The sequence below is a fragment of the Pseudomonas cuatrocienegasensis genome (assembly GCF_900110925.1).
Lineage (GTDB): Bacteria > Pseudomonadota > Gammaproteobacteria > Pseudomonadales > Pseudomonadaceae > Aquipseudomonas > Aquipseudomonas cuatrocienegasensis.
Genome location: NZ_FOFP01000004.1, coordinates 54806 through 67729, shown reverse-complemented (window position 1 = coordinate 67729; position 12924 = coordinate 54806). Strand labels below are relative to the sequence as shown.

The 12924-nt window shown below is 61.7% G+C and carries 9 protein-coding genes; 8 read left to right on the top strand and 1 reads right to left on the bottom strand.

The features are described from left to right. Positions 1-72: 72 nt before the first annotated feature. Positions 73-1464: a PhoH family protein gene (locus BMW49_RS07230; protein WP_069520036.1), complete on the bottom strand. Its 1392-nt coding sequence runs from the start codon at positions 1462-1464 to the stop codon at positions 73-75. Positions 1465-1979: 515 nt separating this feature from the next. Here BMW49_RS07230 and BMW49_RS07225 point away from each other — a divergent pair. The 8 genes from BMW49_RS07225 (at position 1980) to algG (ending at position 12911) form a co-directional block, all read left to right on the top strand. Beyond that, positions 1980-2507, top strand: a complete 528-nt coding sequence (locus BMW49_RS07225; protein ID WP_069520035.1) for a cytochrome b — start codon at positions 1980-1982, stop codon at positions 2505-2507. Positions 2508-2657: 150 nt separating this feature from the next. Beyond that, a complete protein-coding gene (yaaA, locus tag BMW49_RS07220) occupies positions 2658-3437 on the top strand; it encodes a peroxide stress protein YaaA (protein WP_069520034.1) in 780 nt (259 codons plus the stop codon). A gap of 677 nt (positions 3438-4114) precedes the next feature. Beyond that, on the top strand, positions 4115-5425 hold the full coding sequence (locus BMW49_RS07215) for a nucleotide sugar dehydrogenase (protein WP_069520057.1): 1311 nt from the start codon (positions 4115-4117) through the stop codon (positions 5423-5425). A gap of 333 nt (positions 5426-5758) precedes the next feature. Next, positions 5759-7240: a mannuronan synthase gene (gene alg8 / locus BMW49_RS07210; protein ID WP_069520033.1), complete on the top strand. Its 1482-nt coding sequence runs from the start codon at positions 5759-5761 to the stop codon at positions 7238-7240. Between the two features lie 30 nt (positions 7241-7270). Further along, a complete protein-coding gene (locus BMW49_RS07205) occupies positions 7271-8437 on the top strand; it encodes an alginate biosynthesis protein Alg44 (protein ID WP_069520032.1) in 1167 nt (388 codons plus the stop codon). 10 nt (positions 8438-8447) lie between these two features. Next, positions 8448-9845: an alginate biosynthesis TPR repeat lipoprotein AlgK gene (algK, locus tag BMW49_RS07200; protein WP_279627080.1), complete on the top strand. Its 1398-nt coding sequence runs from the start codon at positions 8448-8450 to the stop codon at positions 9843-9845. 14 nt (positions 9846-9859) lie between these two features. Continuing rightward, positions 9860-11311 (top strand): alginate export family protein, encoded by a 1452-nt coding sequence (locus tag BMW49_RS07195; protein WP_069520055.1) that lies wholly within the window; start codon positions 9860-9862, stop codon positions 11309-11311. Positions 11312-11321: 10 nt separating this feature from the next. Continuing rightward, positions 11322-12911 (top strand): mannuronan 5-epimerase AlgG, encoded by a 1590-nt coding sequence (gene algG, locus BMW49_RS07190; protein ID WP_069520031.1) that lies wholly within the window; start codon positions 11322-11324, stop codon positions 12909-12911. Positions 12912-12924 lie beyond the last annotated feature (13 nt).

Here is a 12924-nt window from a genome sequence, read left to right as displayed (position 1 = left end):
GGACTCCTGATGGGAATCCGCCGATTGTAAACCCAAGGACAGGCCTTGGCAGCTGCAAGCAGCCCTGGGGTACTACATATGGGTTTCCGCGTATTCCGCCAGGATCGAGCGCGGTACGCCCTGCAAGGTGATGTGCACGCCGTGGGGGAAGTCCTTGAAGCGTTCAGTCAGGTAGGTCAGCCCCGAACTCGGAGCCGACAGGTAAGGGGTGTCGATCTGCGCCAGGTTGCCCAGGCACACTACCTTGGAGCCAGTGCCGGCACGGGTGATGATGGTCTTCATCTGGTGCGGGGTCAGGTTCTGGCATTCGTCGATCAGGATCAGGCTCTGCTGGAAGCTGCGCCCACGGATGTAATTCAGTGATTTGAACTGCAATGGCACCTTCTGCAGGATGTAATCGACGCTGCCATGGGTATTCTCGTCGTCCATGTGCAGGGCTTCGAGGTTGTCGGTAATCGCACCGAGCCAGGGCTCCATCTTCTCGGCTTCGGTGCCGGGCAAAAAGCCGATCTCCTGATCCAGGCCCTGCACGCTGCGGGTGGCGATGATGCGCCGGTAGCGCTTGGTGACCATGGTCTGCTCGATGGCAGCCGCCAGAGCCAGGATGGTTTTGCCAGAACCGGCAGCGCCGGACAGGTTGACCAGGTGGATGTCCGGGTCGAGCAGCGCATACAGCGCCAACGCCTGGTAGATATCGCGTGGCTTGAGCCCCCAGGCCTCCTGATGCATCAGCGGCTCCTGGTGCAGATCGAGGATAACCAACTCGTCTTCGCGGATCGCCTTGATCCAGCCCACAAAGCCCTGCTCGTCGACGATGAACTCGTTGACGTGCACCGCCGGCAGGTTGTCGGTCAGTTGCACGCGATGCCAGGTCCGCCCACGCTCCTGACGCGTCTCGACCTTGCTCACGCGGTCCCAGAACGCCCCCGTCATGCTGTGGTAGCCCTTGGAAAGCAGCGAAACGTCATCGACCAGTTGGTCGGTATGGTAATCCTCCGAATCCAGGCCACAGCCGCGCGCCTTCAGGCGCATGTTGATGTCCTTGGTCACCAGCACCACGGAGGTGCCCGGGCGACGCGACTTCAGCTCGACCAACTGGTTGATGATCTTGTTGTCGTTGAGGTCTTCGGGCAACCAGGTCACTGGCGCCGCACTCTTGCTCATAAGGATGGAGAGGAAACCGCAGGGGCCGCTTTTATCACGCTGGATCGGCACGCCATGCTCCACTTCCTCCGGAGTCGCCTGACCGAGAATCTTGTCGATCAGGCGGATCGCCTGCCGGCACTCGGCGGCAACGCCCTGCTTGCCCGTCTTGAGCTTGTCCAGCTCCTCCAGCACGGTCATGGGGATGGCGACGTGATGCTCTTGAAAGTTCAGCAACGCATTGGGGTCATGAATCAGGACGTTGGTGTCGAGTGCATACAGGGTCGGGGCGGTGGGCTTGAAGCGTCCGTTGTCATCCATACTCGGTCACCTTCTGCTGGGAGCCAAGCGACAGACCTGAAAGTCTGTGGCGCGGGGCCGCCGAGTCGCACGAGCCAGGCTCGTGAAGATGCAGAAAAGGTGGAGGCCAATGGCCGCCACCTGTCTGCAGGTTTCGGCGGTCTTGTTTGTTTAATACGCCAATTTTCATGACAGGCAAAAGACCTTTTGTTTATTTAGGACTTTATTTGCACCTGCGACAAATAGCCCTTGGCGTCCCCGTCAGGCGCCGTTAGAGTCCGAAGTCCTACCGCTGCACTTGTCCACTCTCGAAAAACCCCGCAACGCTTTTTATCCTGGCAACCGCAGCCGGCGGTGAACCCCTGGCCTGTTTCTTGTACAAACCGTCCAGCCCGGTGAGTCGACACCTTGCTGTCGAGGCGCGGTGCTCGCTACTAGGGTCTGTTCCCGTTTCATTCGCGGGCTTGCGACGAAACGGGAACAGACCCTAACGACCTGCACCCTCACTGATAACTAAACCTAAAAGGACCTTTGCCGTGACACCTACACGCTACAGCCCCGCTCAAATCGCCCTGCACTGGCTTAGTGCACTTCTGGTACTCATCATCATCGCCCTGCCCTACGGCAGTGATTTGTTTGGCCCACTGCTGGGCGGCACAGGCGGAGTATTTACTCTGCACAAGTCGCTCGGCATTACCGTACTGGTGCTGACCGTGCTGCGCCTGCTGGTGCGCGCACGTCAGGGCGCACCCAATCTGCTTGGTGCCCACAGCGCCCTGCAACAGCGCGCGGCCAAGGCCGGCCATGCCCTGCTCTATCTTCTGCTGGTGCTAATGCCGCTGACCGGCATTCTGTTCGGCAAGCGTCCGCTGGACCTGTTCTGGCTGGTGGAAATAGGCCCAGTCGCGGTCAGTGACAGCGTGCGCGAACTGGCCAAGCTCTTTCACGTAACCGCCCAGTATCTGCTGTTCGCCATGATCCTCGGCCATGCCGGCATGGCCCTGTGGCACCACCATGTACACCGCGACGGCGTGCTGCGCGCCATGCTGCCTGGGCGCAACTGAATTCGCTCACAAGCCAGGCCTGAAGCGCCTTTCTGGATTACCCCTGCGGGCTCATTCAGCAAGGCGCTCTGCCCTCACTATTGGGCTGATAGGTGGCCTTGTCTAAGGGGAGCTTCTAGAATCGCCGCCTGACTTTCAGGAGCAGCCTCCATGCTGATGGTGATTTCCCCGGCCAAGACCCTCGACTACGACAGCGCACCGGCCACCACGCGCTACACCCTGCCCGAACACCTGACCCACTCGCACGAGCTGATCGATCAGCTGCGTGACTTCAGCCCGGCACAGATCGCCGAGCTGATGCACCTCTCCGACAAACTTGCGGGACTCAATGCGGCCCGTTTCGGCAGCTGGAGCGAGCCCTTCACACCTGACAATGCCAAGCAGGCCCTGCTGGCCTTCAAAGGTGACGTGTACACCGGCCTCAACGCCGATGACTTCAACGAAGCTGACTTCGACTTTGCCCAGCGCCATCTGCGCATGCTCTCGGGCCTGTATGGCGTGCTGCGCCCGCTGGACCTCATGCAGCCTTATCGCCTCGAGATGGGCACCAAGCTGGCCAATCCGCGCGGCAAGGACTTGTATGCGTTCTGGGGTGAGCATATCAGCGGCTGGCTGAACGCCGCCCTGCAGGCCCAGGGCGATGATGTTCTGCTCAATCTCGCTTCTAACGAATACTTCGCTGCGGTCAAGCGCAAGATATTGAATGCGCGCCTCATCAATACCGAGTTTCGTGATCTGAAAAATGGTCAGTACAAGATCATCAGTTTCTATGCCAAGAAGGCACGCGGGCTAATGGCGCGTTATGTCATCAAAGAAAGACTGCAAGATCCTCAGGGTCTCAAAGACTTCAATCTGGATGGTTACTATTACTCCCAACAAAATTCTGACGCCAATAATTTGGTATTTCTTCGTGAGCAATTGACGGATTAACCACAGTCCGCAGCGGGGTATTTCGACTTGATCAACGCGCGGTTCAATTTAATACCGGCACGACCTGCCAAATAGATCACAAACTTGCAACTTGCAGAACTCGGCCCGCAACGGGCCGAGCCCAGGCTTTAATTGTCCAACAATCTTTATAACCCCCGCGGATAGCCTGCACGTCAGCACTCCCACCTTGCCGCCCGGCACTTCCAGAACTCTGCAAAAGTGCCAGCATTATGCTGGCCATCATGGCACTTTGCATATTTCCAATCGTTACGAAAGGGGACGAACGGTAGGAACTAACCAAAAATCTACACACTCTTACTTCCGCGTAATACTTCCTCACGCTGATGTCTGCGTGATACCAAACTGCCGCCATTTATGGACTTAATTGTTCACGGCAGCGTATTACTCGACACCTGTGTCTGCGAAAGTAAGGAGAGCGTTAAACCGTCATAGACACTGCAAACTTCTCAAGCGCGCGCCCAAGTGGCATTGCTATGCGCGACAACTTCAAGGGCATGTTTCAACTATAAGCCCGCTGGACTTCCTGATGATGGGGAGTCACTTAATCTTGTATGCCTGCTTCATTCACCACGCTGTTTCTTACAGACGTGAATGGACACTCAGTGGTGGCCGTTTATAGCCACTTTTAATTGCGTTAAATGGACGAGGTGATTGTGATGCGTATCAGCATCTTTGGTTTGGGTTATGTGGGTGCCGTCTGCGCCGGTTGTTTGTCGGCGCGTGGCCATGACGTGGTCGGCGTGGATGTCTCGACGACCAAGATCGACCTGATCAACACGGGCAAATCGCCGATTGTCGAACCTGGCCTGGAAGAACTTCTGCAAAAAGGTCTGGACACCGGCCGCCTGCGCGGCACCACCGATGTCGCCGATGCGGTACGCGACACCGAGGTATCGTTCATCTGCGTGGGTACGCCCAGCAAGAAGAACGGCGACCTGGGCCTGGAGTACATCGAAGGCGTGTGCCGTGAAATCGGCGAAGCCATGCGCGACAAGCCGGGCCGTCACACCGTGGTGGTACGCAGCACCGTACTGCCAGGCACCGCTAAAAACGTGGTGATCCCGATCCTCGAAGCCAGCTCCGGGAAGAAGGCCGGCGTCGACTTCGGCGTGGCCGTCAACCCCGAGTTCCTGCGCGAAAGCACCGCCATCAAGGACTACGATTTCCCACCGATGACCGTGATCGGCGAACTCGACAGCGCCTCCGGCGACCTGCTGGAAAGCATCTACAGCGAGCTCGACGCGCCGGTGATCCGCAAGGGCATCGATGTCGCCGAGATGATCAAGTACACCTGCAACGTCTGGCACGCGACCAAGGTCACCTTCGCCAACGAGATCGGCAACATCGCCAAGGCCTGCGGCGTCGATGGCCGTGAGGTGATGGATGTGATCTGCCAGGACCACAAGCTCAACCTGTCCAAGTACTACATGAAGCCCGGCTTCGCCTTCGGTGGCTCCTGCCTGCCCAAGGATGTGCGCGCCCTGTCGTACCGCGCTGGCAGCCTGGATGTCGATGCCCCGCTGATTGGTTCGCTGATGCGCAGCAACAGCATCCAGGTGCAGAACGCCTTCGACATCATCACCAGCTACGACAAGCGCAAAGTTGCCCTGCTCGGTCTGAGCTTCAAGGCCGGCACCGATGACCTGCGCGAAAGCCCGCTGGTGGAGCTGGCAGAAATGCTCATCGGCAAGGGTTACGACCTGAGCATTTACGACCGCAACGTCGAGTATGCCCGTGTCTACGGAGCGAACAAGGAGTACATCGAGTCGAAGATCCCGCACGTCTCCTCGCTGCTCAACAGCGACTTCGACGCCGTGGTACGCGAGGCCGATGTGATCATCCTGGGCAATGGCGATCAGGACTTCGCGCCGCTGGCGCAGCAAGCCCTGGCCGGCAAACACGTGGTCGATCTGGTCGGTTTCATGCCCACCGCCTCGCGCGAGGGCAGTGAAGGCATTTGCTGGTAACGCGAGGGTCTGTTGACGCTTCGGTCGCGGCCGCGCCGGAGCCAGTTTTAGCGCGAGGCAAGGCACGAGATGCGAGGTTTAGTGAACTAAATGAGCCATCGAGAAACGCAGCATCGCGCTAAAACGGGCCCGGCCCTTCGGGTTGCGCGGAAAATCTCGCCATGCGGTGTTGGAGGACTTGGCAAGGGAACACCATTACCGGCGTCCTCCGCCTTGCCTGGCGAGATTTTTCGCGGCAACGCGGCGTGCGACGAAACGTCAACAGACCCTAACTGCCTGCCCCGGTACGCCTGCGCGGCTGCCGGGGCCTAACCCAGAATGCGGATGGACCCTATGCACACGCTGAAGACCGGTCTCAATCAGGCCGCCGGATGGCTGTTTTACCTATCACTGCTGATGCTCCTCGCCCTGGCCTTGCCCAGGAGCGTGTTCGACCCCGAGTCCAGGGATTTCCTCCTGCTCATCGGCCTGGTCGGCATCTGGCGCTATTCCATGGGTGCCCTGCACTTTGTGCGCGGCATGCTGTTTTTGTACGTGGTGTACCCCTATTACCGCCGTAAGGTAAAAAAACTCGGCAAGGACGCCGACCCCTCTCATGTGTTCCTGCTGGTGACCAGCTTTCGCATCGACGCTTTGACCACTGCTCAGGTCTACCGCTCGGTGATCCGCGAGGCCATCGAGTGTGGCTTCCCGACCACCGTGGTGTGCTCGATCGTCGAGCTGTCCGATGAGTTGCTGGTGAAGAACCTGTGGACGCGCATGAACCCGCCCGAGCACGTCAAGTTGGACTTCGTGCGGATTCCCGGTACCGGTAAGCGCGACGGCCTGGCCTATGGCTTTCGCGCCATTTCCCGGCACCTGCCCGATGACCGCGGCGTGGTGGCCGTAGTCGATGGCGACACCGTTCTGGCCGAAGGCGTGGTGAAGAAGACCGTGCCTTGGTTCCAGCTGTTCAGCAACGTCGGCGGCTTGACCACCAACGAGTTCTGCGAGGTGCGCGGCAGCTACATCATGAGCGAGTGGCACAAGCTGCGCTTTGCTCAACGGCACATCAACATGTGCTCGATGGCGCTGTCCAAGCGCGTGCTGACCATGACCGGGCGCATGTCGGTATTCCGCGCCAAGGTGGTCACCGACCCCGAGTTCATCCGCGACGTGGAGAGCGACCACCTGGACCATTGGCGCCTGGGGCGCTTCCAGTTCCTCACCGGCGACGACAAGTCCAGCTGGTACAGCCTGATGCGCCTGGGCTACGACACCTTCTACGTGCCGGATGCGGCGATCAACACGGTCGAGCACCCGCCGGAGAAGAGTTTCATCAAGGCCAGTCGCAAGCTGATGTTCCGCTGGTACGGCAACAACCTGCGGCAGAACTCGCGCGCCCTGCGCCTGGGTATGGGCCGTTTGGGGTTGTTCACCAGCGTGGTGCTGTTCGACCAGCGCGTGTCGATGTGGACATGCCTGCTGGGCCTGGCCGTGGCGATCATCGCCAGCATCAAGTACAGCATCGTCTACCTGCTGATCTACCTGCTGTGGATCGGTACCACACGGTTGCTGCTGACCCTGCTGCTGAGCTTCAGCGGCCACCCGATTGGCCCGGCCTACCCGGCCATCCTCTATTACAACCAGATCGTCGGCGCGCTGGTGAAGATCTACGTGTTCTTCCGCCTCGACCAGCAGTCCTGGACCCGCCAGAACACCAAGCTCGACCGTGGACTGCGCAGCTTCCAGCTGTGGTTCAACAGTTGGTCCTCGCGCGCCATGACCTTTTCTGCTGCCAGCGTGTTTATCGCCACCCTTCTGGTGTTGGTGTGATCGGAACTTTCGAATAGGAAATTTGCAAGCATGAGTACAGCCCAGAACATCAATGTGGTTCATGAATCCGAAGCCCAGCGCCAGCACGCCCGCGTAAAACTACCGGCGGTGCTGCGCTACACGGCGGCCAACCGCGAACGGGTGGAAGCGCGCATCCTCGACATCTCGGCCGGTGGTTTCAGCTTCAGCACCGGCAAAGTGCCGGTCACGGTCGGCGAGCATCACAAAGGCCGCCTGCAGTTTCAGCTCGACAGCCTCGATCTGGGCATCGATGTGGAATTCCAGGTGCAGAGCGTCGACAACGCCCAGGCGCGTATCGGTTGCCAGTTCCACAACCTCAAACCCCGCGAGCAAGCCACCCTGCGCTACCTGATCAGCGCCTACCTGGGCGGTGAGCTGGTCAGCGTCGGCGACCTGCTCAACACCCTGCAGCGCGAGAACTTCACCAAGGCACGCAAACAAGGTGGCGCGGGCAATGGCATGAACGCCCTCGGCCGCCTGCGCGCCGTTAGCTTCAGCCTGGCGGTGTTTCTCGTCGGCCTGGCGGCATTCGGCTTTATCTTCAAGTCGGTGTACGGCCTGTACTTCGTTACCCACGCCAAGTCCGCCCAGGTCAACGTGCCCAGCCTGCAAGTGACCATGCCGCGTGAGGGCACGGTACAAAGCCTGATCGGCCCGGATGCCAGCGTCGACAAAGGCGCCCCACTGGCGTCCTTCTCGGCCTCCATGCTGGAAATGCTCAAAGGCCACCTGAGCGATGAACAGCTCGAGCCGGCCAATATCGAGACGCTGTTCGGCAAGCAGGTCAAAGGCACCCTGACCAGCCCCTGCAACTGCAAGGTTTCGCGCCAACTGGTGGCCGATGGTCAGTTCGCCAGCAAGGGCGATGTGATCTTCGAATTGGTACCCCAGGACACCAAGGCCACCATCCTCGCCAGCTTCCCCTACCGCAAGCTTGAACAAGCACGCCCCGGCACCCGCGCGACCTTCTGGGTGGCCGGTGACGAGCAGGTGCGTCAGGGCACCATTGTCAGCAGCACCCTGCATGACAACGGCCTGGCCAGCGACATCCGCGTGATCATCGAACCGGACCAGCCCCTGCCCAGCTCCCTGGCCAGCCTGCCGGTGGAAGTCACCCTGGATGCCGGCCCGTCGTTCGACTGGATGATCGACAAAGCCGTCGCGGCTGGTTTGTGAGGAGGCTACCGTGCCGATTTTCGACTCCCGCCTAGCCCCGCGTGGCCCTGCCCTGCCCCTGCTAGCGCTTGCGCTGGCAGTCGGCCTGGGCGGCTGCGCCGGTCTGCCGGACCAGCGCCTGGCTGCCGAAGCGCTCAAGCGTGGCGATACCCAGACTGCCGAGCAGCATTACCGCCAGCTTGCCGAGCTGGGCTACGTCAACGCGCAGATTGGCCTGGCCGATCTGCAACTGGCCAATGGCACGCCAGAGGACCTGGCCGCTGCCGAACGCACCTACCGCCAGGCCATGGACAGCTCGCCGCGCGCCAAAGCGCGCCTGGGCAAGCTGCTGGCGCGCAAACCGGGCGCCAGCAGCGAGGAACGCCGTGAGGCGGCCAGCCTGCTCGACCAAGCCTTCACGGCTGGCGAGCCGGGCACCCTGATGCCGCTGACACTGCTCTATCTGCAGTATCCACAGGACTTTCCCGGTATGAACGTGCAGAGCCAAATTGCTACCTGGCGCCAGCAGGGTCACGCCGACGCGGACCTGGCGCAGATCCTCTACTACCGCACCCAGGGCACCTACGACCAGCACCTCGGCGAGATCGAGCAGATCTGTCAGAACATGCTCGCCCAGGCCGATGTCTGCTACGTCGAGCTGGCCACCGTGTACCAGAAACAGGCCGATAGCGAACGCCAGCAGGCTCTGCTGGAGCGCTTGATGAACGGCTACCACAGCGGCGCACTGCCGGCCCAACGGGTCGACGCCGTGGCCCAGGTGCTCGCCGATGCCGAGCTGGGCACGCCCAACGAAGGCAAGGCCCAGGAAATGCTCGAAGCCATCGCACCGAACTACCCGGCGGCCTGGGTCAGCCTGGCGCGCCTGCTCTACGACTACCCGGCACTGGGCGACATCGAGCAGATGATGACCTACCTGGACAACGGCCGCGCCGCCGCCCTGCCCCGCGCCGAACTGCTGCTCGGGCGCCTGTACTATGAAGGCAAGCTGGTGCCGCAAGACCCGCACAAGGCCGAACAGCACCTGCGCAAGGCCGCGCCGAGCGAGCCAAGCGCCAACTACTTCCTCGGGCAGATCTACCTGCGCGGTTACCTGGGCGATATCTACCCGCAGCAGGCCCTGGACCATCTGCTCAGTGCTGCGCGCGCCGGGCAGATCAATGCCGACCAGACCCTGGCGCAGATGTTCTCCCAGGGCAAAGGCATTCAGCCGGACCTGGCGAGCGCTTACGTGTTCAGCCAGCTGGCCCTGGCCAAGGACACTCCGCAGACCACCGAACTGGCCCATGACATCGAACTGCGCCTGCCGGCCACCGACCAGTTGCGTGCGCGCCGCATGCTCAACGAGGAACGCCAGGTGCGCGGCATCACCCTGCAGCAACTCAGCGAAATGCAGGCGCAGACCCCATGAGCAAGGACTTTCGCATGACCCTCAACCGGATCGCCAGCAGCCTCGGCCTTGGCATGAGCGTACTTTGCGCCAGCTCCGCCTGGGCGGCGCAGATGAGTGATGACAGCTTCGGCATCGACTTCAAAATCACCGCGCAATCGGAAGATGACCGCGACCTCGGCACCCGTGGCGGCGGCGACATCACCGGGCTCGGCATCGACGCACGGCCCTGGGTGTATGCCCAGCGCGGCGACTGGAGCGCTTTCGCCATGGGCCAGGCAGTGTCGGCCACTGACATCATCGAAACCGACACCCTGGACAACAACGACCTGGATAGCGAAGACAGCGGCAGCAGCAATGACGGCCGCGTGCCGGACAAGAGCTACCTCGCCCTGCGCGAATTCTGGGTCGACTACGCCGGCCTCACTGCCTACCCCGGCGAGCACCTGCGCCTGGGCCGCCAACGCCTGCGCAGCGACGAAGGCACCTGGCGCGACACCAATATCGAGGCGCTCAACTGGAGCTTCGACACCACCCTGCTGAATGCCCAGGTCGGCGTCGCCCAGCGTTTTTCCGAGTACCGCACCGACCTCGACGAACTGGCCCCTGAAGACGAAGACCGCACCCACCTGTTCGCCGACGTGGCCACCCAGTGGACACCTGGCCACTGGGTCGGCGTCAAGCTGCACCACAGCCGTGACGACGGCCAGCTGCCGCGTGCCGGCGAGCGCGTCGACGAGCTGAGCAAACGCTACACCGGTGACCTGACCTGGCTCGGCCTGCACGCCGACGGCGACTTCTTCAACCCACGTTCGAGCAACCCGCTGAACTACTGGGCCCAGGTCACCTGGCTGACCGGCGACACCGACCAACTGGAGCAGAGCATCGTCGGCGACGAACGCATCGCCAGCGGCTCGCGCAATCAGGACGTCAACGCCTGGGGCCTGGACCTGGGCCTGCGCTACAGCCTCGACGAACGCTGGAAGGTCGGCGGCGCCTATGCCCGCGGCAGCGGCGGCGGTGATGACGATAGCTCCAAGCAGTTCATGCAGACCGGGCTGGAGAGCAACCGCTCAAGCTTCACCGGCGTGCAGTCGCGCATGCATCGCTTCGGCGAGGCCTTCCGCGGCGAGCTGTCCAACCTGCAAGTGGCCAGCGCCTTCAGCTCGATGACCTTCGGCGAGGACTACGACGCCAGCCTGGTCTACCACCGCTTCTGGCGCGTGGATGACAACCAGGACATCGGCGACAGCGGGATCATCGCGCCGCTGCAAGACGGCGAAGCCGATATCGGCCAGGAACTCGACCTGGTGGTCACCCGCTACTTCAAACAGGGCCTGCTACCGGCCGCAGTCAGCGAACAGCTCGACGAGCGCTCGGCGCTGGTGCGCTTTCGCGGCGGCGTGTTCAAGCCCGGCGATGCCTATGGCAGCGAGGCTGACTCGTTGATGCACCGGGCCTTTGTCGACTTTATCTGGCGCTTCTGAGGGCACCGCAATGACGCATCAGCCACAGACAGTCAAACGCAAGATCGGCCTGGCCCTGCTCGGCAGCGGCCTGCTTCTCGGCGCGCTGCAATTCGCCGCGCCCTGGGTTCAGGCCGCGGAAGAAACCGACGCGGCCCAGCGCCTCAAGGAAACCAGCAACTACACCGTGACCAGTGCACCGGTCGAACCGCTGCACCTGCCCACGCCCACCCTGCCCGACCTTAGCGGCTACACCCTGGAGGCGGTGAACGCGAAGATCGAACGCAACGTCAAAGGCCGTGTGGTGGTTCGCCGCATGCTCCAGCAGGACGCCCTGAAGGACTTTATCGGCGGTGACGAGCGCCTGCGTGAATGGGTGACGCGCCAGGGCGGCATGCCCCACGCGATCTTTATCGAAGACGGCTACGTAACCCCGGCCGACCTTGCCCGCGCCCTGCCGGATAACCAGTTCAGCGAAGTCGAGCCGGGCGTCTACCTGGCCCGCCTGCCGATCGTCGTGGCCCAGGGTGCAACCCTGCATGTCGACCCGCAAACCACTGATCTGCGCCTGTCCCAGGAGCGCGGCGCGTTTCTGGTCAACGACGGCAAGCTGTTTATCACCAGCACCCGGCTGACCGCCTGGCGCGAAACCGACAATGCCCCGGCGACGTTCCGCGAAGGCAAGGAGTTCCGTCCGTTTCTGGTGTCCTGGGGTGGCAGCGAGCTGTATATCGCCAGCAGCGTGGTCACCAGCCTCGGCTACGACAACAGCAAGAGCTACGGCGTCTCCATCACCCAGTACACCCCCGGCATGCATGAGCGCCTGCAGCGCGCCGAGCCTACCGGCTGGCTGATCGACTCGGAGTTCGTCGACCACTGGTACGGCTTCTACTGCTACGAAGCGCAGAACGTGGTGATCAAGGGCAACACCTACCGCGACAACATCGTCTACGGCATCGACCCCCACGACCGTTCCCACGGCCTGATCATCGCCGAGAACACCGTGCACGGGACCAAGCAGAAGCACGGCATCATCATCTCCCGTGAGGTCGACGACAGCTGGATCATCAACAACAAGAGCTACGACAACAAGCTCTCGGGCATCGTCATCGACCGTAATAGCGTGCGCAACCTGATCGCCTACAACGAGGTGTATCAGAACCACTCCGACGGCATCACCCTCTACGAGAGCTCCCACAACCTGCTGTGGGGCAACCAGGTGCTGAACAACAAGCGCCACGGTATCCGCGTGCGCAACAGCGTCGACATCAAGCTCTACGAAAACGTCTCGGCGGCCAACGGCTTGACCGGTGTCTACGGCCACATCAAGGACCTCTCCGACACCGACCGTAACTTCGACCTGGACCCCTTCGACGCGAAGATTTCGATGATCGTGGTTGGCGGCACCCTTGCGGCCAACGGCTCCAGCCCACTGTCCATCGACTCGCCGCTGTCGGTCGAGCTGTACCGCGTACAGCTACTGGCACCGAGCAAAAGCACCGGCATCAGCTTCGCCGGCATCCTCGGGGAAAAGCAGGAAGAGATCCTCGACCTGATGGTGCGCCGCGATCTCGCCGTGCTCATCGACCCCGTCGAAAGCCAGGCCGAACTTCAGGATTGAGGACGCAGTGATC

Coding starts and splice junctions, on each gene's coding strand:
- yaaA (WP_069520034.1), top strand. CDS start 2,658: ATGCTGATGGTGATTTCCCCGGCCAAGACCCTCGACTACGACAGCGCA.
- BMW49_RS07195 (WP_069520055.1), top strand. CDS start 9,860: ATGACCCTCAACCGGATCGCCAGCAGCCTCGGCCTTGGCATGAGCGTA.
- BMW49_RS07205 (WP_069520032.1), top strand. CDS start 7,271: ATGAGTACAGCCCAGAACATCAATGTGGTTCATGAATCCGAAGCCCAG.
- BMW49_RS07215 (WP_069520057.1), top strand. CDS start 4,115: ATGCGTATCAGCATCTTTGGTTTGGGTTATGTGGGTGCCGTCTGCGCC.
- alg8 (WP_069520033.1), top strand. CDS start 5,759: ATGCACACGCTGAAGACCGGTCTCAATCAGGCCGCCGGATGGCTGTTT.
- BMW49_RS07230 (WP_069520036.1), bottom strand. CDS start 1,464: ATGGATGACAACGGACGCTTCAAGCCCACCGCCCCGACCCTGTATGCA.
- algG (WP_069520031.1), top strand. CDS start 11,322: ATGACGCATCAGCCACAGACAGTCAAACGCAAGATCGGCCTGGCCCTG.